Raw genomic sequence first — 22,546 nt, 5'->3', positions numbered from 1 at the left:
GACCTTCTATAGGTATCTACAAAGCACTTATGACAGAAATTTTTATGACACTTTACGACAGATAATCTCTGGCCTGTTGCATCGTAGTAAAGGTTTTAATCGTCAGATTTGCCGTGTCATTATCAATATGTTCAGATCCAGCAATGCTATCTGTTGATACGCTAGGAAGCTGCACAACTTTGCGTAGCCAAGTATACTGGCGCTTTGCCAACTGTCTTGTCGCATATAATGCCTTATTTTGCATTTGCTGACAAGCAAGCGCCTTGGTCTCATTATCAGGCACCGCTGATCGTTGAAAGTCACTGATTGGGTTTTCTCGCTCATCGCCTGCATCTTGACTCACTGCAAAAGCGTCATAAAACTGTGCTTTATCTAAATGCGGCAGCTCAAATACGGGGTGCGCAATATGCACAAGATATTCTAATACCTGACGGTAGCCAACACAGCGCATAGACGCCAAGTTAGGGGTCAATGGGTATTGCTCAAGCAGCTCAATTACCTCAGTAATTAGCCCTTCATGCCACATAATATCTAAACGTTGCTCGATACGCTGATGCAGCCACGGGCGATCCGGCATGACTGCCAATGCATGCCATTGCTGATTTGGATTGTGTGCTAGCGCCTGCTTTGGCTGACGCTGCCAGTCACTTATCGGTATGTCTGTTTGCAGATACACTTCAACCGCTCGCGTGATACGCTGAGTATCTGTCGCATTCAAACGCTGATGGCTAACTGGATCAATGCTACCCAAATAATCATACAAGGCATTGATGCCTTTATCTTGTCGCCACTGCTCTACGCGCGCGCGTACGCTATCATCACTATCGGGCACAGGCGATAGTCCATCAAGCAGCGCCATGTAATACATCATGGTCCCACCGACTAGCAATGGAATTTTCCCGTTTTGATGACACTCATCAATCAGGCGCGCCACATCATTGACAAACTCAGCCACGCTATAGCTTTGCATAGGATCAATGATATCGACCAGATGGTGCGGATAACGTGACAATTCTGTTACTGTTGGTTTGGCGGTACCTATATTCATATCACGATATACCAGTGCTGAATCTACCGAAATCAGCTCATAGCGCCCTGTATCATATAGCTCATATACCAGTGCTGTTTTTCCGCTGGCCGTGGGTGCCATCAAGCACACCACACTATTATCTGTTAGCTTATGAGATAAACCCTCAGACGACTGTCCCATAGGATTGCCTTTAATCATTGTTTATAAAAAGTGACTATAGTTGATTCAGTTTAAAAGAGATACAAGGCAACCGAGTGCAGATGTATATGGGATACTTCAAGTGAGGTTAACGCCATAGCTCTTTTATAGAGGATTGATTATAACCTTTAAAGTATAGGTTAGTTTATAAAGTGTTCGGACGTAGATGAGAGCATTGACATCACCAAACGCTCACTATCTATTACTTTGATGGCATGTTTTGTCAGCAATGCTGTCATATCTGTAGTAAAAACCACCGAGTCTTGGTCAGACATTTGCGCATTGACTATCGCGAGCTGTTGATTAATATCATTAGCGTTGCTTGGCGCTTTGGCTTTACCTAGCACGTCACGACTAAAAACCTGTGACTCAAAAAGTTGGCCTACCTTTTTATACCAGTCATTTTCAGCAATTAGTATGCACTGCCCCTGATGATAAAACAGTAGCCAAGGCAGCATTTTATCATCGAGATTTTGATCAATCACAACGCCCATTGTATTAGCATTTAAACTGCTGATAACATCTAAGCATATTGGTAAAGGTGTCGTGGCTTTAGGCGCGTTATTTAGAACAAGAGTATTTAGAAGCGTGCTTTTATCATCCAAAATCTCTTCAGCACTAGAGTTTATCGACTGTTGGAATGAGGATTTTCCTAAAAATGGCTTGCTTGAAGCCGTTTGATAGGACTGACTAGGGGCTTGTACTTGCTGATTTTGTCTTGAATGGTCTATAACCAAAGTATTTGCTAAATGCGTGTCTGACAGCGTGCTTACAGAACCATCCTCTTTTGATGTGTCTAAAATGTCGGAACCAGTCACTTTTACTGTATTTGAATTGAGCATTTTTAACTGTGAACGAATCGCATGATTTAAGTGCGCCATGACATTGTTTAGCGGACTGATCTTGATGCGCTGTTTGGATGGATGTACATTGATGTTCAACCACTGCGTTGGTAAATCAAAATAAAGGGCGTAACCCATCCCTACTAGCTCTGCACTTTGTGCCAGTTGACGCAGTTGATTACTAATTAAGAGCTCTTTCACGAGCCTACCATTGACATAAATCAGTTTTGGTAGTGCCGTTTGCTCATCGTGCATGGGCCATAACCAACCGCTAATCGCTGCCTGTCTAATAACACTGTCATTATCATACTCTATAGACTGCTGTATCAGACTCGATAAATCTATCGAGATCTCCAATGCACTATCCGTTAATGGTATTCCAGTGGCTTGTTCTAGACGCGGCAATGGCAAACGGTTGACAGTATCATGACTATTACTTGTAGTGCTGGCAGATAATGACAAGCGTTTTTTATTATCATGAAACAGCGTAAGGGCAACATCGGCTCGTGCAAGCGCCACATCACGAACGATGGCTTCGATATGACCGAACTCAGTGGCGATAGACTTCAAATTACCACGGCGTGCTGGCACATTAAAATATAAGTCTTTCACCATAATCGTGGTGCCACGACCATGCACCACTGGTGTCAGTTTTGGTGTGTCATCCAATACGCCAGCAACCTGTAACTGACGACCCACACCGCTATCATCATGACTGCTGGTCAGCGTCAGACGAGAGACCGCTGCCATCGCGGCCAATGCTTCACCGCGAAAACCCAACGTCGTGATGCCATGTAAATTGGCAACATCAGCGACTTTACTGGTCGCATGACGGGTAATTGCCATGACCATATCATCAGGATAAATTCCCATACCATCATCGATCACTTCGATCATGCCCATGCCGCCTTGGGTGATGCGCACTTCAATATTGGTCGCACCAGCATCGATCGCATTTTCGAGCAGCTCCTTGACCACGGCTGCTGGACGTGTCACGACCTCACCTGCTGCTAATTGATTAATAAGCAGCGGCGATAGTTTTTTGATACGGGTATGGGTGTGATTATCTGGCATGGATGACTGTCATATTTTTAGCTGGTTTGGAAGTTAGTAGTTGACCCTATTCAGAGGGTGAGGCTTGATAAATCTATACCTTGTGCTTGTCCTGCTGTCGATAGTCGCAGCACCACTTGACGAGATTCATTACTTGTACCACTGGTCTCTGCATCATCGCGCTCATTTTGCGTCATATCGATGAATAATGTAGGCAAGGGTAAATAGCCATCTGCGCGACTGGCCCATTCGATGATGACCAATGCATTAGGCTCGTCTAGATACTCATCAAAGCCGATGAAAGACAACTCTTCTGGATCTTGCAGACGATATAAATCTGCATGATAGACTGGTTTAATCAAACCGTCATTTTGCTCGATACTATAGGGCTCGACCAAGGTATAAGTAGGGCTTTTTACCGCGCCTGTGTGACCCAGTGCTTGTAGCCAGTAGCGTGTCAATGTGGTCTTACCTGCACCCAAATCACCTGCTAACCAAACGCTGCCTGTAAGTGGCAATGTCGCTAATTGCTCAGCCAATGATTGAGTGTCTTGCTCAGAGTTTAATACCAGAGTCTTTAGGTATTTGCCATTTTCTATAGATTGATCATCACACATCAGACTGAACCTGCTTGTACTTGCTCTGTCTGTACCTGCATGGTCACCACTGGATTGGTAAAAATCTCACCGCGGATTAGCTTGGCGTATAGATCCGAGTCACTCCATTCAGCGCTAACTTGTTCGCTAAATTTAAAGTCTTCTAAAACCAGCTTCCCCATTTGGTCATTGGCAACATCTTCAGCGAAACACTGCGCGTAACCTGTTGCTGTCTCATGGGCAATCACTGAATAAACACTGACATCAGCTTCACCGTTTTGCATTTGTGTTTGGCGCAATATCTCTTGTGCCCAAAAGAATATCACTCGTGAAAATTGCTCGGCTGATGGTGACACTGGTAAGCTTATCCAACGTGCACTAAATTTCTTACAAGCTGCAACATACTCTGGATCATCTTTGTTCCAAAAACAAATGGCGTGATCGAAGCTGTCAATGATGTCTTTGATAGAGGATTTGAGCAAGCCAAAATCATAGACCATTTGTCCATGGTCTAAACGATTGGCCTCTAAAATCAGCTCAATCTGGTAGCTGTGACCATGAATGGAGTGCTTGCAGCGCTCAGAGCTGCAGTTACGAACGATGTGAGCATTTTCAAATTTGAATAGTTTACGAATACGCATAATAGTTTGACCAAAACAGTGAGCAGCATAGTGCTAGATGTGAATAAGTAAGGGTTTGCCGCGTTTATTCATCGGTTTATCATTCATTATAGCAAATCGTCAGGTATCCGTAAGTAAGCACTTATTAATACGATGATTGATTGAACGAATCTATTGATCCTTCATCGCTACGTCCATTTATATAAGCCACGTTATTTTGATCAAAGACCACTTAGCTGAAATCACTTAGCCCAAGCCACTTATTCATACGACTTAACCAACAACCTAGACGATTGAATCGTAGGTAAATTGTGCGAGTGCTATCTATTATTAATGCTTAAGCCTATACTCAACTCAGTAAACGACTATGTTAGTCGTAACCATATCTCCTCAAGCCAGCTTAGTTTGGCTTAGAGAATCATATGCGTTGTCTAAAGAGGAAACCACCATGAGTAAAGGTCAAGACAGTAAAAAGAATGTCAAAAAGAAGCCACTTTTGACCGCGAAAGAGAAAAAAGCCGCCAAACAATCAAAGAAAGATGGCAACAGCAGTATTTTAGGTAATCACTAATATTTTACGTATATAAATATTAAGCAAATAGCTATTAGGTCAATAAATATTAATCTCATAGAACGGCTCATCATTAGATTTGATGAGCCGTTTTTTTGACTAGGACGTGTCCTCATTTTAAAAATGGTGATAAAAATGAGATAAATTGCAGTCAAACAAGGAAAACAGCGCAGATAATATCGAGATATTAGTCAGCTATTTGACGCCGTTTGGCAAGATTTAGTCGTTTTTAACCCATTTAGATGACTATTGATTGAATTGAGGACACGCCTTAGCCACTGCGCGGTGCAAACATGATAATCGCCATGCCTAGCAGTGCAACTACTGAACCTACTATATCCCAGACGGTTGGGCGAACACCATTGACCGTCCATAACCAAAAAATCGCCATGCAAATATAGACGCCGCCGTAGGCTGCATAGACTCTACCTGCAGCAGTCGGATGTAGTGACAATAACCAGACAAACGCTGCTAAGCTAAGTGCACCGGGAATCAGCAACCAAATCGACTTACCTTCTCGCAGCCATAAATAAGGCAAATAACACCCTGCAATCTCAGCCAATGCTGTCAGCGCAAACAGGCCAACCGTCTTTAATTCTGTCAAACTTACCTACTCCTCACCTACTACTCTTCTAATCTAACAAAACCAGTCAGGTATTGTACGGTATTTCCCAAAATAATCACTCTATCTCCATCACCTCTTATAAAAGACTATTTTGTCTGACATTACAGTCAAAATCACAGTAAAATCTATCATAGCAAACCTCTTAGATAACCGTCTATCGAGGTCATACCGATCTATTGAATAGGGATTTAACGTAATGATGCGTATTGGCTTGTTTTTGTTGACCAATTTAGCCGTGATTGTGGTGTTTAGCATTGTATTTGGCATACTATCCAGATTTTTCGGGATTGGCGGTGTGCACAGTGCAGGTGGTCTTAATTATGTCAGTCTTGCCGTTATGTGTGGTATCTACGGTATGGTTGGCTCGATGGTGTCGCTATTTATATCAAAGTGGATGGCTAAAAGATCAACGGGTACAGTGGTAATAGAATCCCCTCGTAACTCGACTGAGCAATGGCTAGTCGATACAGTAGCCAAACAAGCGCGAGCAGTAAATATCGGTATGCCAGAGGTTGGTATTTTTAATAATTCGCAGCCAAATGCTTTTGCGACTGGTTGGAATAAGAACAAGGCGCTGGTGGCGGTATCGTCTGGTCTATTGCAGAATATGACAGCCGATGAAGTTGAAGCGGTATTGGCGCATGAGATTGGTCATGTAGCCAATGGTGATATGGTAACCCTTGCCCTTATTCAAGGCGTGGTCAATGCTTTTGTGATGTTCTTTGCACGCATTGTCGGTAGCTTCGTTGACCGTACTGTGTTCAAAAACACCAGTGATCGCCCAGGTATCGGTTACTTTATTACCAGTATCGTGATGGATATCTTGCTTGGGTTTTTGGCGTCTGCCATCGTGATGTGGTTTTCACGCTTACGTGAATTCCGTGCGGATCAAATGGGGGCAAAACTTGCCAGCCGCGAAAAAATGATCAGTGCGCTTGATGCACTTCGCCCTTCTGCACAGCGACCCGACCAAATGCCTGAGAGCATGAAAGCGTTTGCGATCTCATCAGGACAAACTCAAGGATTTAGTATTGCAAACCTATTCCGCTCACACCCAACGCTGGATGACCGTATTGCGGCGTTAAAAAATTATAACCCTAATCAAGGCTAACTTAGATTACTGTTCTATGATGAGTTCTGGGCATAATTTATAGTTCGATTTAATAGTCTATAAATTTTGCTGTTGTATGAAATTGAAAACTTATTCAACCTCGACAAGCAGCATCAAACCAGTCTAGCTAAAACCTCGTCCATATTTAATCCTATTTCTCAAATACCAGAGAGCTTTCACAAACCTGATTCGTTATATATTAACCTTGAAAATACTCAGCTCTTGATCCTCGTTAGTAGTATCTAATCACCCCCAATAAAAATAGTGAATCAAGCTTCTCTTTTTTACAATACAATCAGACACAAAAAAGCCTGTCTTTAGTAGACAGGCTTTTCTAAATTAAACTCGTTATTTAAATATCAAACTCTAGTGCTCTATCACCATTCTCGTCTTTAATACGCGTTGGCAAACCAATCTTGTTTAGTAGATTGATAAATGGCTTGGCATCTAGCTCTTCGACGTTGACCATCTTGCCTGCATCCCATTCGCCAGTCGCGACTAGTATCGCAGCAGCAACAGGTGGTACGCCTGCGGTATAAGAAATACCTTGGCTCCCAACTTCGTTATAAGCGTCTTTGTGATCTGAGACATTATAGATAAACACTTCGCTATCTACACCGTCTTTTTTACCTTTGACCTTGTCACCAATGCAGGTCTTGCCTGTATAGTTCGGTGCCAGCGAGCTTGGGTCTGGTAGTACTGCTTTGACCACTTTAAGTGGGACAACTTCTTGACCTTCAGCAGTCATCACTGGCTGCTCAGATAGCAATCCTAAGCTCTGTAGGACGGTGAAGACATTGATGTAATGCTCACCAAAGCCCATCCAAAAGCGAATGTTTGGCACATCTAGATTGGCTGACAACGAATGCACTTCATCATGGCCACTCAGGTAACTGTTTTGCACGCCCACCACTGGCAAATCGTCTGTACGTTTGACTTCAAACATTTTGTTAGACTGCCACTTGCTGTCTTGCCAAGAGTAAACGGTACCGGTGAACTCACGGAAGTTAATCTCTGGGTCAAAGTTGGTCGCAAAGTATTTGCCATGGCTGCCCGCATTGATATCAATGATATCGATATCGGTAACTGAACCTGCATCCATCATGTCATAGCCAAGACGCGCATAAGCATTGACCATACCAGGATCGAACCCTGCACCTAAAATGGCAGTGACATTGTTGTCTGCACAGCGCTCTTTACGTTGCCATTCATAGTTGTTGTACCACGGCGGCGTCTCACATATCTTGCGTGGATCTTCATGTATCGCCGTGTCAATGTAAGCAACACCTGTCTCGATACAGGCTTCTAATACCGTCATATTGATAAATGCCGAGCCGACATTAATGACGATCTGAATCTCTATTTCTTTGATCAATTGCACCAGCGCTTGGCTGTCCATCGCATCGACTTGATGCGTGTGCAAGACCGCAGCTTGCTTAAAGCTGTCTTTTTCTTTTACGCTTTGCGCGATATCATCGCATTTGTCTTTGGTACGTGAGGCGATATGAATCTCACCAAGCACATCATTATGCATCGCACATTTATGCGCGACCACTTGAGCGACACCGCCTGCTCCGATGATGAGTACGTCTTTTTTGTTGGGCTTAACTGGTTGGTTTGTGTTCAATGAACAATCCTCCTTTGTGTCCCTGTCGATACCATTGATTGTGGCTATGCAAAACAGAAACGAGTGAATGATATGCGTGAATTAAAAAGGAAGACCGAGGAAAACCCACGCACCCGTCGGGCAAATACCACTCTAGTATTTGCCCGACGCGATTATAACAATTTTTATAACATCATCGGTAAAAAAAATGTATAAAAAACACAGATGCTAAAATATTCAACAATATAAGCTAAGCCTTTGTTTTTAATTACTTAAAAATATAAAAACTCGACAATAGCATGGTAATAAAGATCAAGCACTAGTGTTAAGCATTAAGATAGGCTGGCTTTGTAATCCTGATAGTCAAACTCGCGCTGCACATCAATCGATCCATCAAGGCGACGAATCACAATGGCAGGCATGTTGACACCATTGAACCAGTTTTTCTTAACCATCGTATAACCTGCGGCATTACCAAAGGCAATCTGATCGCCTATCTGTAAATCACTTGGCAAATCATACTCACCAAAGATATCTCCTGCTAGGCAAGAACGGCCATAAATAAGCGTACTGTCTGTACCGGTTTCGAGCGTCGGTTCTGACGTCTCAATCACTGAATGGCCAATAGGAGCGATATCCACCGCTGTATTGTTGATAGCGGCAATGGGTGCTGACTCACGATAAATCAGTAAATCAAGCATATGCGCCTCGATAGAGGAATCAACCACGGCAAGGTTTTTTTCATTGTGCATGGTGTCTAAGACGGTGGTCACCAATGTGCCAGCGCCATGAATGCTCGCCTCACCTGGCTCAAGGTAGACTTGCACACCATAGGTTTCGCTAAACGATTTTAAGCGTTCGGCCAGCTTCTCTAGCGGATAGTTAGGAGCGATGAAATGAATACCGCCGCCCAAACTGACCCACTCAAGCTGCTGCAAAATATCACCGAATCGTACTTCGATATCAGCCAAACTTTCGCTAAAATCCTCAAAACTGTCGTTCTCACAGTTGTTGTGAATCATAACGCCCGTAATGTCGCCAAGCACCGCTGCAATTTTGTCTTTATCATGCTCGCCCAAACGACTAAATGGGCGCGCAGGATCCGCAATGATAAAAGATGAATTGCTGGTTTTCGGGTTAAGTCGTAGTCCTACAGGAATGTTTTTCGAACGTGCTTGCGCACTAAAAGCATTGAGCTGCGAGATTGAGTTAAAAATGATCTTATCAGCGTATTTTAATACTTCAGGCATCTCATCGGCACTATAGGCCACGCTATAGGCATGAGTCTCTTTTTTGCCTTGGCTATTAGCATCGTCATTGTTGCCAAAAGTTTCATACCCCAGTCTGACTTCATTGAGTGATGATGAGGTTGTACCATGCAGATACGGCTGCATGACATCAAACACGCCCCACGTAGCGAAGCATTTTAGTGCCAATAACGCCTTAGCACCAGACAACTCACAGAGCCGTGCGATGATTTTCATGTTGGCCACGATCGCGGCTTCATCCAATACATAGTAAGGCGTTGGTAGCAATGATACGCCGACGGATTGTTCTAAATTTTTTGCATTCATAATAGATTACCTAATAGAAACTCTGCTGTTGGTATCTTGACAGACAGACATAAATATTTGCGCTATAGTAGACTAAACTCATCATAATTAGAATATTTTATGTCATTATCAACGGATTATTCTACTCCTGCTAGTCGATCTCATTCACCGCAGCTCGATTCAAAAAGTATAAATCTGACGCATCTTAACGCTGACGCATGTGCTGTCTTGGATTTTTGGTTCGATAAAGACAGTGAGCCTTATTGGTTTGTACAAGATGATCGCTTTGATCAGCAGATAAAGGATAAGTTTGGTGGTATCTGGCAGGCAGCGATACAAGGAGAATGCGTCACGTGGCGTACGGCGATGTCCTCATTGGATGGCAATAGCTCAATCACCGCGTTGGCAGGACGACTGGCCGAGATTATCGTATTGGATCAGTTTTCACGTAACCTATGCCGCGGACAAGCCAGTGCCTTTGCCCAAGACAGTATGGCATTGGTACTGGCCCAAGAAGCCATTCAGCAGCCCTATTTTAATACGTTACCAATGCAGTGGCGCAGATTCATTCTTATCCCATTTATGCACTCTGAATCAGCGCTGATCCATACACGTTACTTGCCATTGTTCGAGCAGTTAGACGACGCCAACACCTTAGATTTTGAACATCGTCACAAAGCAATTATTGATCAATTTGGTCGTTATCCGCATCGTAATGACACACTGCATCGCGAGTCAACAGAGGATGAGAAAAACTTCCTCAAACAACCAAATTCATCATTCTAAAGGATTCCCATTCCAGTTGATAATCCTCTAAAATGACTCAAAAAAATGGCTGAACCAGTGATTTGATTCAGCCATTTTTTGTGTGACTTCAGCGATACAATCTAAATAGCAACTTTCCCTAGTAATTGACATTACCTGTGGTAAAGGTAAATGATTGCTGCTTTAACATTTTATTGTCAACTAATATATCAAAACTTACTTGATATTGAGTATTGCCATAGAGTCCGCAATTCCCGCCTTTTTTGCTACCTACCTCACAGCTTTTGAGGGCATCGGTCATCGGTAAAATAAATGCTTCATTCGCAGGTAGTGCATAGTTGGTATTGAGATAAGGATCATTGTCGACATCAATGAGCTGACTCGGTACATCTGTCGCCCGTTGCAAATCTCGAAATTTGACATTGCTGACCTTGATGCTCTTAGCAGTTGGCATACTGATATAAATAGGCTGCCCGATAGGGTCAGTACGTAAATTGCGCCCAGTACCTTTCACTGGATTTGGTGTCTCATTATATAGTGCAGTCACTGTACCTGTCACATTCTGACATGGGTACGTAAACACTCCTGAGAACGTATTGTCTGCTGACGCTTTTGTCGCTGACGCATTGCTCACCAGTACATAGCCCCGATTGTTAGCAGCGTTTTTACCATTGGGGTTATAAGTGAGCATCCCCGTCCCCACTAAAACAGAGGCTGGCATCATGAGCGAACGCAGGTGATAAGGCGCTGATAGCAACGATTTTGCCATCGAGCCTGCCACCATCTCTGAGCTTAAAAAATCGCCTGCTGAACTATAATACACAGATTGCGCGATGTTTTCGGTGACACCATATTGTGAATTGAGATAGTTTGCGTTGATTAAACGATCTGCTAGATCTAATCCATTAAAAAAAGGATTATTGGCACCTGTCACATTTGCGATATCGGCAATTTCATTTTCAAAATGGGAGTTAAAGCTGGTCGGTGTACTGTTTGCAAACACGTGCTTGATATAGTTGGCATGCTGAATCGCAATGTCATCGAGATCCGTATCAACAGACAGACCTTTTAGGCCGCAGCTCGTTCTGGCAATACTGAATTGATTGTTGGCACTGAGCGCTGCCTGTGCGTTATTATCTGGATTATTATCCTTATCAACTGGTACGCTCGGGTTATTTCCATCATTATCAGGTGTTTCGATGATTGGTGCTGATAGTATGGGTTCTGAGGTTGTTGGTTTAGGAGTGCTCTCTGCTTGAGTAGCTGGTGATGGGTCATTGGATACAGGCGTACTATCAGAGTCTTCGCCGCTGCCACCACAAGCCGTTAGCAACACTGTCAAAAACAGCAGTGCCGCTAGATTTTTTTGGGAAGTGTTGGCCATTATCTCTTATCCTTAAAAAATAACTTATAAAAAACAACCTATATAAATTGCGATGAAAATAGAAATCCTTTATATGAGTATTGGGAGTCGGTTCACCTTTTGCTATTTCGATACAATCTTTATTGTATTATAAACCACAGGCTTTTGCTTTCTAACTTACAAATAAAAACCTGCTACTCGTTATTGATAAGTAGCAGGTTTTTTATTCCAGATAATAGCTGTATTTTGCTTAGGCTATTTAATTTATTCATTCACTTGCTGATGCATGCTCGAGTGCTCTTTTCACTGGTGCAAAACTGCGTCTATGTTCAGACAAGACACCATGTTTTTCAATCGCCTCCATATGCGCACGCGTCGGATAGCCTTTATGTTTGGCAATGCCATACTCTGGATGCTCGGCATCGAGTGTATACATGGCTTTGTCACGGCTCACCTTTGCCAATATACTGGCGGCAGCGATACTGGTATGACGGGCATCGCCCTTTACCCACGCTTGGCAATCAATAGCGCTGGTCTCTATACCCAGTGTATCAAATATCGACTGGTTCAGATCAGGACAGCGGTTGCCATCAAACAATACCTGCGTCTGTAACTGACTTGGCTGTTTATCTATAGCTTGCAAGGCCAGTGTCTTGATAACTGTTTCTAGCAGCACTTCTGTGCATAGCCTCATACCGAGCATCGTTGCCTGTAGAATATTGACTTGATCAATAACTGCTGCCGGTATCTCCGCAATGATATAACCCACTGCATGCTGTTGAACCAATGGATAGAGCAGATCTCGCTTCTTTTCACTCAATTTTTTGGAATCTGTCAGTATTGATAACGGCGTTTCTTTAAGCAGCTGCGCTTCAATCAATCCCGACCAAGTGGCTGGTAATATCGCGGCGGCCACATTGACGCTACCCAGTAGCGGGCCACGTCCGGCTTCATCTACCCCAATCTGTAAGACTGACGGCGTTGAACCTTGCTTACTCTGCATTGGATACTGAGCCTGCAGTTGGGATACGTTTAATTGTCCAAACAAGCGAATGGGCGTGGCCAACTCGATATACTGGCCTTTAATATCAATTTTTTCGATATTCGCACCAATTGTCTTAATGGTGTTTTCTAGCTTGGTAACATTTTCTATTTTGGACTGAGTATTCATAGCGCTTTGCTGTCTGTCTTATTGATAATAAATGAAGAGTCGTTGGCTGTGTTAATCCTGCGTTTGAACAAAGAACTGATCAATCACGCTATTGGCAGGCTCGTGATTGCTCTGCTGCTGCAAGGCTTGCTTGGTGGTGATAAGGTCTTTTAGCTGCTCAGCATAAGCGCGTGGCTGCAATAAACGCATCACCGTACGGCAAATATTATCTCCACTCGCCTGCTCTTGTATGAGTTCAGGAACAATAGCCGCACTTGCCAAAATATTGGGCAGTGCCACATAAGGGACTTTTACCAATCGTTTGGCAATCTGATAGGTCAGCTGGTTCAGCTGATATACCACCACCATTGGTCGTTCGAGCAGCAGCGCCTCTAGTGTGGCGGTGCCAGACGCGAGCATGACGATATCTGACGCGGCCATCGCGTGCTGGCTAAATTCTGGCTGTGTATCATCATAGACGACGACAATGGCTGCACGCAGTTGCTCTGAGCACCGATCAATGACGTCTTGGACAATGTATTGATGGTTTTGATCGACCGTTGGAATGATAAAGCACAGTTTTGGGTCTAACAGTATGAGCTTTTGAATCCCATCAAGCATCAATGGCAAAATCGCTGTGATTTCGCCGCGGCGTGAGCCTGGCATCACACAAATGAGCTGACTCACATCATCGAAGCGCTCGATAAAAAACTGCTGTAGACCGTCATTGTGCCAAACGAGCTCACTGCGGCGCTGATTAATCGGTACCTCTATCAGCGCCTGATCGATGGTTCGTAGCAACGGATGACCCACACAGATTGCTGGATGATTGTGACGCTCATAGACCGACAGCTCAAATGGAAACAAACACAACACTAAATGGGTCGCCGCTTTAATATTATGGATACGCGACTCACGCCACGCCCACACAGAAGGGCTGACATACTGTACACAATATATACCTTGAGGCTTGAGCTTTTTGGCCACTCGCAGATTAAAATCAGGCGCATCAATACCGATAAACCAATCGATACTAGCGGCCTTAAAGGCACTCAGTAGCTCTCGGCGCGCTTTGAGCAAATCAGGCAACTGCGACATGACCTCGACCAGACCCATCACAGCCAGACGCTCCAATGGAAAGATACTCTGTAACCCTTGCGCCTGCATCTTTGCGCCGCCCACACCTACCCAGACGATGTCATCGCGTAGGTTATTCATCTGCTGCATAAAATCTGCGCCCAAGCTATCGCCTGACACCTCCCCTGCGACAATGGCGATCACTAGCGGCTTGACATCTGTTTTGGCCGCTTGGGCATTCATCTGGGTCTGGTAAATCAGCTCAGCTTGTTGATGAGACATCGCAGAATCTGTCATGATAAGCTCTCAATATTAAAAACGTACAAATAAAATAAAAAGCCGTTGTTGTGAAATACAACACAATCAATCGGCGATAGCATCCTATGAATAATAAACGTTTTGCGCCTTTATTATTTTAGCGGTCTACTGTTAGGGTGTGTCTTAATGTTGCTATCATACGTGACCATGATAAAAATAGCTAAATTCGTCTATAAAATCTAAGCATTGACGGCGTCCATGTGTCACCAAACCTTATAGTTAAATAGAAAAACCAAATGCTAAAGCGGCATTTAAGACACTAAATATCATGCCAAGTACTTATAAGTATAACTAAGTTTTGGTTTCCTCATTCCAGTTATCAGTCAATTAACTGCTCGACTACCCTTGTCAACCAACACTTTTGTCCGCATAATGATTGTTCCTATAAATCAGCTAGACGATATATAACCATGACAACATCAGTTACCCATAATGTAGATATTGACGACGTGAATATTGAAAAATTTATTCCTTTGATTACTCCCGATGAGCTAAAAACCGAGCTACCTCTATCAGACGAAGCTTATAAAACTGTACTAAACGGTCGAAAAACCATTCAAAACATCTTGGATGGTAAAGACAAGCGTCTATTTGTGGTCATCGGACCTTGCTCTATTCATGATATTAAAGCCGCTCATGAATATGCTGATCGCTTGGCCGTATTGGCAAAAGAGATCGAAGACAGCGTGTTTGTTGTGATGCGTGTTTATTTTGAAAAGCCGCGTACCACTGTTGGCTGGAAAGGCATGATCAACGACCCCGATATGAATGACAGTTTCGATATCGAAAAAGGCTTGCGTACTGCTCGTAAACTACTTCTTGATCTGAATGAAAAAGGTCTACCCTGTGCGACTGAAGCACTGGATCCAAATACCCCGCAGTACATGCAGGATTTGATCAGCTGGTCAGCAATTGGCGCTCGTACCACTGAGAGCCAAACGCATCGTGAAATGAGCTCAGGCCTATCTTGCCCAGTTGGGTTCAAAAACGGTACTGATGGTGGTATGACGGTCGCAGTCAATGCGATGCAAGCGGTTAAAGAAGGCCATAGCTTCTTAGGTCTATCTTCAGATGGTAAAGTATCAATCATCAAATCTAAAGGCAACCCTTACGCACACGTGGTACTACGCGGTGGTAACGGCAAACCGAATTACGATGAAACTGCGGTTGCTCAAGTCGAAAACGAGCTGGCAAAAGGCAAAACCAATAGTAAAATCATGATTGACTCAAGCCATGCCAACTCAGGAAAAGACCCGTATCTACAACCGATGGTCATCCAAAACGTTGCAGAACAAATTCAAAATGGCAATAAATCAATTATTGGCATGATGATCGAGAGTCATCTAAAAGGCGGCAATCAAAAGCTGACGGCTGATCTAAGCCAGCTTGAGTATGGTAAATCTATCACTGATGGTTGCCTAGACTGGGATAGCACCGTCGTAGCCATGCGTAGCTTACATGCTATGGTAAAAGATGTACTGCCAAATCGTTAATATCGATTGCCGATTGTTTGCGTTTTAGAACTTTGCATTTTAGAACACAGTCATATCAGCAAATAACAAAAAGCCCGTTTGGCACTAGTTATAAAGTGCCAAACGGGCTTTTTTTGTTCGTGTCTCTTTAATTAACTATCTGCAGCACCTAATACGCTGTCTAAGCTTTCAATGACATGTTTAGACGTCACGTTCTGCTGTAAATCTATCAGCTGATCCTGTGCTATTTGACGGTGCGGCTCCGCCAAGGTATTCCAGCGTGCCAGCACTTGAACCAGACGCGAGGCTAATACTGGATTGGCATCATCCAGTTTTTTGATCACATCGGTATATATTTTTAGACCCTCTGCTGTCCATAATACCGTTGGCTGTGAGCTAAAGGCGCTGATCACTGAACGGACACGGTTTGGTGTATTCCAGTCAAAATCTGCATGCTTAAGCAATGATGTTACTTTATCAGGGGTTACATCGTCAGCGGCAGCTTGTACGCTGAACCACAAGTCAATCACCAAATCATTGGCTTGAAACCGCTCATAGAAGTCCGCCAAGTAGTCGTCAGCTAGATCCAATTGATGGTTGACCATTGCTTTTAGTGCGCCAAAACGTTCTGTCATACAGCTGGCATTGTCATATTGCTGCTGCGCCCAATCGGCTGCTCCATCCACATCGGCAGTCAATGCCATATCAAGTATCACATTACGCAAAGCACGAGTCCCGCGAGCCTCAGCATTGTCTTCATAAGACTGCATTGGCAGAGTGGCATATAAGGCGGCCCACTGATCTTTTAGGGTGTCCGCGACTTGCTTGTATAGGCTATTGCGTTCGTTTTTAACCAATGCGGGATCGTAGTCTTTGTGAATGGCAGAAGCCAGCTCTTGCGCGGAAGGAATATCAAGCAACCTTGCGGCCAGCATCGCGTCATCAGCCGCCAAGACGGGCAATGTCTGTGCCAATGCTTCTAAATATACATCAGGGCTGCTTTTCGCACCTTGACCTTGCAGCAAAATACGATTCACCAGCATCTGAGTCACTTGCCAGCGATTGAAGCCATTGGTCTCATGCTTGAGCAAAAATGCCAAATCCGCGTCTTGATAATCGTAGTTGAGCTGTACCGGCGCACTAAAAGCACGTAGCAATGATACAACAGGCTCACTTGCGACATTCTCAAACACAAAGGTTTGGGCAGCTTGATCGAGCAGTAGCATACGCTCAGCGACAATATCGCCAGACTCTTTATCAAACAGCGCAGTCGCCACCGGTATCGGCAACGGTTTTGGCGCGTCAAAACCACTAACATGGCGAGTCTGCTGACTTAAGCTGATAGTCAGTGTTTTTGCAGCGCTGTCATAGTTTTGATGACCCGATACCACTGGTGTCCCAGGCTGACGATACCAATCAATGAAATCCTCGATTTTGTCATCAGTGATACTGAGTGCTGACAAAAAATCCTCAACCGTCACTGCTTGTCCATCGTAACGGCGGAAATACTCGTCTGTTCCTTTACGGAAGTCATCTGGCCCTAAAGTATTGGCAATCATCCGCACAATTTCAGCGCCTTTCTCGTAGACGGTGGTCGTATAAAAGTTATTAATCTCAACAAAGCTCTCTGGGCGTACTGGATGTGCCAGTGGGCCTGCATCCTCGGCAAACTGATGGGCACGTAACGTTGCCACATCATCAATACGCTGTACCGCACTCGATTGCTGATCCGCTGAGAATGATTGGTCGCGGTAGACGGTAAAGCCTTCTTTTAGGCACAGCTGGAACCAATCACGGCAGGTGATGCGATTGCCTGTCCAGTTATGAAAGTACTCATGAGCGATGATGGCTTTGACGCTAAAGCTACGCGCATCGGTGGTCGTCGCAGGACTAGACAACACGCAAGCTGTATTGAAGATATTGAGGCCTTTATTTTCCATCGCACCCATGTTGAACTGACTGACCGCAACGATCATATAACGATCTAAGTCATAGGCTCGGCCATAATTGACCTCATCCCATCTCATGGCGTCTTTTAGCGCTTGCATGCCAACATCACATTTATCGATATCAGCAGATTTTGCATATATTTCAAGCAAAACCTCTCGACCTTCACTGGTCGTATAAGTATCCGTCAACACATCCAAATCAGCGACGACACAGGCAAACAGATAGCTTGGCTTATTGGTTGGATCATGCCAAATCGCGTAGTGACGATTTGGTGCATCGGCCACCTCACCTGCTTCAACTAAGTTCCCATTGGCAAGCAGCGTTGGGTAACGCTTATCTGCTTCTAGACGCGTGGTAAATATCGCCAGTACATCAGGGCGATCAGGATAAAATGTAATCTTGCGGAAACCTTCTGGCTCACACTGCGTCACAAACATCGTATCAGCGCCACTACCTGCCATGTATAGACCCTCAAGTGCGGTATTGGTCTGCGGACAAATACGTACTTGAATATCGAAGGTAACTTTATCAGGGGCATCATGAATCGTAAGCTTACCCGCTTCTTGGCGGTAATGCTCAGCTGCTAGTTTGTCACCATTCATGGTAATAGACAGTAGCTCTAAATCTTCGCCAAATAGGACAACATCACCCGCTGTCTGACGCGTCATTTCAAGCGTACTATTAACCTGCGCATGATCATCAAACAGCTTAATGTCTAAGTGGACAATATCAACATCAAAACTGGGCTTTTTATAGTCTTTCAGATTAATTTTGCTTGGCGAATGTGGCGGTACATCAGGCATGTCAGGATTGATAATTTGAGCATCCGTTTCAGCAGTAGACATAAGACTTCCTATTATTATTGGTGATATAGAGGTATGGTTGATATAGTCGAATCACTCTTAAAGTGTTACGGCGTTAGACTCGCTTAGCCTACTACTGTAGTACTTGCGCTCGTCTGCCTTGTATCATTTTTAACATTGATTGACTATAGCGTCAACGCTACTTTAAGACGGATACCTATCAAAGGGTCAAACATGCTTTAGGACATGTCTTAAGATATCGATCTTACGTTAAGCTGACAATCATGATTGTGATATTAGTAAGCGAATTGTTATAACTAAATTGACCTAAATCGCAAAATTTCAAGTGTTCCAATGCAGATAATTGCGTTTATAATCTACGTGGTATTTAGACATTGCGCCATGGCACTGCTGTTTACCCTTTATCATAGATTGACTATTTCATCGAACATGATTTAATAGTCATACCAATGCTTCCTATTGAACCGACGGCCTATTCTATGACAACACCTACGACCAAACACTCAAAGATTACTTTACCGCTATTGATAGAGTATATCGATGCACTGCTGCCTTCACTAGATATCCAAGTGCCGCAGACCGCAGAGTCAACCAATGATACCACTGAAGTGCTATGGGTGGCGCAGGATAAAGCAGCATTATCAGCACTACAAATACAGTTAAAACATAAGATAGCCTCGGCAGATTCTGCGACAGCTGGAACATGGGATATCTCAATACTGTCATCACTTATCAAGCAACCCTCACTCAAGCGTTATGAGCTGGTTTGTTTTTGGCTACCCGCTCTATCACAAGAGCAAATACAGCAATATGTGCCATTACTCATGCGCTATCGTGATCTGTATGCAGCGCATCTACTTGTCGCACTGGACGATTCTATCAACTTACAACCTTATGGCTTTACGCCATTTGATATCCTAAGTGAGCCCTCTTTAAATATAGAGGCTATGGCCGCGATTACCTCGTCCACCACATCAGCGGCGCTCTGGCAGTTTAACCTATATGATTATAAGCAATTGCCAAACTGGCTCAATGCGGATTACTGGGCCAATCCTGAAAACTGGGGCAAGAGCCGTTGGTAATTTGCAGTATATCTATATGTAAATTCTAAGATAATTTACAGTAAAACTAATTACATAAAGTAACATCTAGTATATTATAGACAGCAATTGCCTAATTTTTATCGTGAGCAGTTTAAAAAAACAAATGTAATTAAAATTTTAGGAGCTCGTCATGTCAATCAGTTTTTCTAAGATCGCTGTTCTTGCTGTATTATCAAGTGCTGTGGCTATCACCACAGGTTGTGCTACCAAGCGCGCCACTTCTGAAGTCGTTGTTGCCCCACTAGGTATCCCAGGTGGACAAGCTGGCTACAATGGTGCTGTGATGGTTGGTAACTCAAACGCTGTTATCACTGGTGCTGAGAACATACAAGCCGTGGTTTACTTTGCTTTTGATAGCAGCGAAATCACTGCACAAGCAGCGAGCGTCCTTAACCAGCACGTAAGTTTGCTAAACTCAAACCCATCAGCTGGCGTCGTTGTTGCAGGCCATACCGATGAGCGCGGTAGCCGAGAGTACAACATGGCCCTAGGCGAGCGCCGTGCACAAGCAGCACGTGACTACCTTGCCGCACAAGGCGTTGCTGCCAATAACATCCGTGTTATTAGCTACGGTGAAGAACGTCCTGCTGCCGCTGGCAATGCTGAAGATGCTTATGCACAGAACCGCCGTGCTGAATTGTCTTACTAAGGTATCCTTCTAAGACACGCATTAAACACAAAAAGCCCAGTAATAGTAAATTACTGGGCTTTTCTGTATTATTTGTTCAGATAAGGAACGTGTTTCTTATATCAATATACTTCAATTGTGATCTAGCTATTGGCTTAATGCTAACAAAGCTCTACTCCTAAAACCTATAATAAACAGAACCAACAATGCCAACGATACCGTTAACTCATATCCAGCATACCCAGCTCAACCCGACGACATGGTGTATGACCGCACGCATTAGCGCGCCATCTTTTTCTATAGACAGTATAGATATATGGAATCATCTATCATGGGCATGCTTCTTTAATACGGTATCTATAGATACCATCAGGCTTGATAATGTTGACTGGCATTTTCATAGACGGCAAACACTCCCATCCGCGCGCCGTATCGCCCATGCTCAGCGTCAACAGCAGCGCCAAGGGGTGCGAAAGTTACTAGAAATGCTGCTACATAAGCTAGAGATTGATGACACTTTGGATGAATCGAGCTTTCCTTATCGATTGACTAACAGCAGATATTACGTTTGTTTCAGCCATACAGCTGCCAGTCATAAAAACAATACTGATGAATCATTAGATAAAAAAACCGGCAAATTTTCATACAATCAAGTAGCAGTGGTTATCAGCCGTCATCGTCCTGCTGGGATCGATGTGGAGACCAGCAATATTGCGTGGCATGTAGTGACCCGCTTCTATTCAAACAATGAAATTGCCCTTTTACAAGCAATGCCAACGAGTCAGCGAGATATGACGGCCAAATTTCTTTGGCAGATAAAAGAAAGCTTTATCAAAATACATCAATATACCTTGGCTCAAGGTTTAGGTAAGGATTACGCCTATCTTATTCCCAGCCTATCGAGCACTAACTTGCCTGCGCTTGATTTATTTAGATCCAATAACCACCAGCATGCTATAGAGCACCTTTATACAATAGATAGTACAGAGCATCAAACCCCTTACCGGATTTCCGTATTATTATCCCAGCAAACCGTCATTGTATTTTAATATGTCTTTAAACACTCTTATACAGCCATCGGTATTTTTTAGACATAAAAAAACGACCCGTTTAGGGTCGTTTTTTTATGCTTACTTTCCTTCTAACAACAGTACTTAAACTGTGATTAGATTAGAAACGGTAAGTTGCACCAACTTTAACGATTGGGAACCATTCTAGGTAATCTTTATCTTCAAGCTCTTGCTCTGCAGCTTTAGCAACGTCTTTACCTGTAACAACAGTAGTAGAAGTATTGTCACTGTTTCCAGATACAGCTGTAACTACACCATCTGGGTTGCTTGAGGTAACAGTAGCGTCTGTTTTACCCATGTAAGCGGCACCAATTTCACCAAATACACCGAAGTTATTAGTGATGTTAGGGCGGAAACCGATAGTTCCGTAAGGTGCTAGCTTGTTACGATGCTCGATCGTACCTGATAACGTACCAGTCTCTGAAGCGTTATAATCAACATCATTGATTCTGAAGTTCGGACCTTCTGAGTTAGCACGTACATCGATATCGTTATCAGGAACGATGATACCAGCACCCACTGTGAACCAGTTAGCCATAGGACGTACTTGTACGCCTAGGTACGGGTTGCTGAAGTCTGAATCTACATCATAGTTGATGTCGTTTGCATCAAAATCACCACCGAAAAGGTCAGCAACATCGCCACCTGCCCAACCAGCTTGCAATTCAGTTTTGTCATTGATTGACCAACCGATGTTAGCACCATAACCTAAAGTACCCGCTTCAGCGCTAACAGATGCTGGGTTAATAGCTGTTTGGAACAAAGTCTTAGTACCACCAAAGATAGCACCAGTAGTGTTACGAACTGCACCTGTCGTTTTACCGATGATGCCAGTATTAGTTTCTTCTGCTTCATAAGCAACTGCAACTGGTTCAGCTTGATAAGCTACCGCAACTGGCTCAGCTTCGTATACAACTGCGTCATTGTTATCAACAACGATAACTGGCTCAGCTGCTAATGCAGCAGTTGATGCCAAAACTGCAGCAGAGATTGCTGTTAATTTAATAAATTTCATAGTTAC

19 protein-coding genes are annotated in these 22,546 nt (G+C 43.7%); 7 read left to right on the top strand and 12 right to left on the bottom strand.

The window, feature by feature from the left end; translation table 11 throughout:
* Positions 1 to 52: 52 nt before the first annotated feature.
* The 4 genes from miaA to I6E86_RS12650 all read right to left on the bottom strand — a co-directional run bounded on the left by miaA (position 53) and on the right by I6E86_RS12650 (position 4,360).
* On the bottom strand, positions 53 to 1,210 hold the full coding sequence (miaA, locus tag I6E86_RS12665) for a tRNA (adenosine(37)-N6)-dimethylallyltransferase MiaA (protein ID WP_197177762.1): 1,158 nt from the start codon (positions 1,208 to 1,210) through the stop codon (positions 53 to 55).
* Between the two features lie 158 nt (positions 1,211 to 1,368).
* A complete protein-coding gene (gene mutL / locus I6E86_RS12660) occupies positions 1,369 to 3,144 on the bottom strand; it encodes a DNA mismatch repair endonuclease MutL (protein WP_197177761.1) in 1,776 nt (591 codons plus the stop codon).
* Positions 3,145 to 3,194: 50 nt separating this feature from the next.
* Positions 3,195 to 3,740, bottom strand: coding sequence for a tRNA (adenosine(37)-N6)-threonylcarbamoyltransferase complex ATPase subunit type 1 TsaE (gene tsaE / locus I6E86_RS12655; RefSeq protein ID WP_197177760.1), 546 nt, complete (start codon positions 3,738 to 3,740; stop codon positions 3,195 to 3,197).
* Positions 3,740 to 4,360, bottom strand: coding sequence for a 6-pyruvoyl trahydropterin synthase family protein (locus I6E86_RS12650; protein WP_197177759.1), 621 nt, complete (start codon positions 4,358 to 4,360; stop codon positions 3,740 to 3,742). Before I6E86_RS12650 ends, tsaE begins: the two co-directional genes overlap by 1 nt.
* A 427-nt stretch (positions 4,361 to 4,787) precedes the next feature.
* On the opposite strand from I6E86_RS12650, the gene I6E86_RS13810 reads away from it, so the two are divergent.
* The gene (locus I6E86_RS13810) at positions 4,788 to 4,910 is read left to right on the top strand and encodes a hypothetical protein (RefSeq protein WP_265087577.1); all 123 of its coding nucleotides are present in this window, start codon (positions 4,788 to 4,790) and stop codon (positions 4,908 to 4,910) included.
* 271 nt (positions 4,911 to 5,181) lie between these two features.
* Here the strand turns inward: I6E86_RS13810 and I6E86_RS12645 are convergent, their stop codons facing one another.
* Positions 5,182 to 5,514, bottom strand: a complete 333-nt coding sequence (locus I6E86_RS12645; RefSeq protein WP_197177758.1) for a YnfA family protein — start codon at positions 5,512 to 5,514, stop codon at positions 5,182 to 5,184.
* Between the two features lie 217 nt (positions 5,515 to 5,731).
* Between I6E86_RS12645 and htpX the strand changes: the two genes are divergently transcribed.
* Positions 5,732 to 6,646, top strand: coding sequence for a protease HtpX (gene htpX, locus I6E86_RS12640; protein ID WP_197177757.1), 915 nt, complete (start codon positions 5,732 to 5,734; stop codon positions 6,644 to 6,646).
* A gap of 352 nt (positions 6,647 to 6,998) precedes the next feature.
* Here the strand turns inward: htpX and I6E86_RS12635 are convergent, their stop codons facing one another.
* On the bottom strand, positions 6,999 to 8,273 hold the full coding sequence (locus I6E86_RS12635; RefSeq protein ID WP_197177756.1) for a saccharopine dehydrogenase family protein: 1,275 nt from the start codon (positions 8,271 to 8,273) through the stop codon (positions 6,999 to 7,001).
* Between the two features lie 311 nt (positions 8,274 to 8,584).
* Positions 8,585 to 9,826: a carboxynorspermidine decarboxylase gene (locus I6E86_RS12630; protein WP_197177755.1), complete on the bottom strand. Its 1,242-nt coding sequence runs from the start codon at positions 9,824 to 9,826 to the stop codon at positions 8,585 to 8,587.
* A 99-nt stretch (positions 9,827 to 9,925) separates the two neighbouring features.
* Between I6E86_RS12630 and I6E86_RS12625 the strand changes: the two genes are divergently transcribed.
* The gene (locus tag I6E86_RS12625; protein ID WP_197177754.1) at positions 9,926 to 10,591 is read left to right on the top strand and encodes a DUF924 family protein; all 666 of its coding nucleotides are present in this window, start codon (positions 9,926 to 9,928) and stop codon (positions 10,589 to 10,591) included.
* A gap of 118 nt (positions 10,592 to 10,709) precedes the next feature.
* Here the strand turns inward: I6E86_RS12625 and I6E86_RS12620 are convergent, their stop codons facing one another.
* From I6E86_RS12620 to lpxB, 3 genes are all read right to left on the bottom strand, one after another.
* Positions 10,710 to 11,954 carry a CAP domain-containing protein gene (locus I6E86_RS12620; protein ID WP_197177753.1) on the bottom strand — a complete coding sequence of 415 codons (1,245 nt, stop codon included), beginning with the start codon at positions 11,952 to 11,954 and terminating at the stop codon, positions 10,710 to 10,712.
* Between the two features lie 247 nt (positions 11,955 to 12,201).
* A complete protein-coding gene (locus I6E86_RS12615) occupies positions 12,202 to 13,104 on the bottom strand; it encodes a ribonuclease HII (RefSeq protein ID WP_197177752.1) in 903 nt (300 codons plus the stop codon).
* 51 nt (positions 13,105 to 13,155) lie between these two features.
* Positions 13,156 to 14,403: a lipid-A-disaccharide synthase gene (lpxB, locus tag I6E86_RS12610; protein ID WP_227680655.1), complete on the bottom strand. Its 1,248-nt coding sequence runs from the start codon at positions 14,401 to 14,403 to the stop codon at positions 13,156 to 13,158.
* 485 nt (positions 14,404 to 14,888) lie between these two features.
* Here lpxB and I6E86_RS12605 point away from each other — a divergent pair, with 485 nt between their 5' ends.
* Positions 14,889 to 15,971 (top strand): 3-deoxy-7-phosphoheptulonate synthase, encoded by a 1,083-nt coding sequence (locus I6E86_RS12605; RefSeq protein WP_194364239.1) that lies wholly within the window; start codon positions 14,889 to 14,891, stop codon positions 15,969 to 15,971.
* A 131-nt stretch (positions 15,972 to 16,102) separates the two neighbouring features.
* On the opposite strand, the gene pepN is transcribed toward I6E86_RS12605, so the two are convergent.
* On the bottom strand, positions 16,103 to 18,703 hold the full coding sequence (gene pepN / locus I6E86_RS12600; RefSeq protein WP_227680654.1) for an aminopeptidase N: 2,601 nt from the start codon (positions 18,701 to 18,703) through the stop codon (positions 16,103 to 16,105).
* Between the two features lie 500 nt (positions 18,704 to 19,203).
* Here pepN and I6E86_RS12595 point away from each other — a divergent pair, with 500 nt between their 5' ends.
* From I6E86_RS12595 to I6E86_RS12585, 3 genes are all read left to right on the top strand, one after another.
* A complete protein-coding gene (locus tag I6E86_RS12595; protein WP_197177749.1) occupies positions 19,204 to 19,806 on the top strand; it encodes a DUF6231 family protein in 603 nt (200 codons plus the stop codon).
* 151 nt (positions 19,807 to 19,957) lie between these two features.
* On the top strand, positions 19,958 to 20,476 hold the full coding sequence (gene pal / locus I6E86_RS12590) for a peptidoglycan-associated lipoprotein Pal (protein WP_197177748.1): 519 nt from the start codon (positions 19,958 to 19,960) through the stop codon (positions 20,474 to 20,476).
* Between the two features lie 185 nt (positions 20,477 to 20,661).
* On the top strand, positions 20,662 to 21,504 hold the full coding sequence (locus I6E86_RS12585; RefSeq protein WP_197177747.1) for a 4'-phosphopantetheinyl transferase superfamily protein: 843 nt from the start codon (positions 20,662 to 20,664) through the stop codon (positions 21,502 to 21,504).
* Between the two features lie 121 nt (positions 21,505 to 21,625).
* Here the strand turns inward: I6E86_RS12585 and I6E86_RS12580 are convergent, their stop codons facing one another.
* Positions 21,626 to 22,540 carry a hypothetical protein gene (locus I6E86_RS12580; RefSeq protein ID WP_194364234.1) on the bottom strand — a complete coding sequence of 305 codons (915 nt, stop codon included), beginning with the start codon at positions 22,538 to 22,540 and terminating at the stop codon, positions 21,626 to 21,628.
* Between the last annotated feature and the right edge of the window lie 6 nt (positions 22,541 to 22,546).

The sequence above is a fragment of the Psychrobacter sp. SWN149 genome (assembly GCF_015864565.1).
Taxonomy (GTDB): domain Bacteria; phylum Pseudomonadota; class Gammaproteobacteria; order Pseudomonadales; family Moraxellaceae; genus Psychrobacter.
The sequence above is the reverse complement of the archived record's forward strand: the minus strand, read 5'-3'. Positions and strand labels throughout refer to the sequence as shown.

What these genes read in the sequence shown, in the direction of transcription:
- miaA (WP_197177762.1), bottom strand. Translation starts at nt 1,210, where the DNA reads ATGGGACAGTCGTCTGAGGGTTTATCTCATAAGCTAACAGATAATAGT.
- mutL (WP_197177761.1), bottom strand. Translation starts at nt 3,144, where the DNA reads ATGCCAGATAATCACACCCATACCCGTATCAAAAAACTATCGCCGCTG.
- tsaE (WP_197177760.1), bottom strand. Translation starts at nt 3,740, where the DNA reads ATGTGTGATGATCAATCTATAGAAAATGGCAAATACCTAAAGACTCTG.
- I6E86_RS12650 (WP_197177759.1), bottom strand. Translation starts at nt 4,360, where the DNA reads ATGCGTATTCGTAAACTATTCAAATTTGAAAATGCTCACATCGTTCGT.
- I6E86_RS13810 (WP_265087577.1), top strand. Translation starts at nt 4,788, where the DNA reads ATGAGTAAAGGTCAAGACAGTAAAAAGAATGTCAAAAAGAAGCCACTT.
- htpX (WP_197177757.1), top strand. Translation starts at nt 5,732, where the DNA reads ATGATGCGTATTGGCTTGTTTTTGTTGACCAATTTAGCCGTGATTGTG.
- I6E86_RS12630 (WP_197177755.1), bottom strand. Translation starts at nt 9,826, where the DNA reads ATGAATGCAAAAAATTTAGAACAATCCGTCGGCGTATCATTGCTACCA.
- I6E86_RS12625 (WP_197177754.1), top strand. Translation starts at nt 9,926, where the DNA reads ATGTCATTATCAACGGATTATTCTACTCCTGCTAGTCGATCTCATTCA.
- I6E86_RS12620 (WP_197177753.1), bottom strand. Translation starts at nt 11,954, where the DNA reads ATGGCCAACACTTCCCAAAAAAATCTAGCGGCACTGCTGTTTTTGACA.
- I6E86_RS12615 (WP_197177752.1), bottom strand. Translation starts at nt 13,104, where the DNA reads ATGAATACTCAGTCCAAAATAGAAAATGTTACCAAGCTAGAAAACACC.
- lpxB (WP_227680655.1), bottom strand. Translation starts at nt 14,403, where the DNA reads ATGAATGCCCAAGCGGCCAAAACAGATGTCAAGCCGCTAGTGATCGCC.
- I6E86_RS12605 (WP_194364239.1), top strand. Translation starts at nt 14,889, where the DNA reads ATGACAACATCAGTTACCCATAATGTAGATATTGACGACGTGAATATT.
- pepN (WP_227680654.1), bottom strand. Translation starts at nt 18,703, where the DNA reads ATGCCTGATGTACCGCCACATTCGCCAAGCAAAATTAATCTGAAAGAC.
- I6E86_RS12595 (WP_197177749.1), top strand. Translation starts at nt 19,204, where the DNA reads ATGACAACACCTACGACCAAACACTCAAAGATTACTTTACCGCTATTG.
- pal (WP_197177748.1), top strand. Translation starts at nt 19,958, where the DNA reads ATGTCAATCAGTTTTTCTAAGATCGCTGTTCTTGCTGTATTATCAAGT.
- I6E86_RS12585 (WP_197177747.1), top strand. Translation starts at nt 20,662, where the DNA reads ATGCCAACGATACCGTTAACTCATATCCAGCATACCCAGCTCAACCCG.
- I6E86_RS12580 (WP_194364234.1), bottom strand. Translation starts at nt 22,540, where the DNA reads ATGAAATTTATTAAATTAACAGCAATCTCTGCTGCAGTTTTGGCATCA.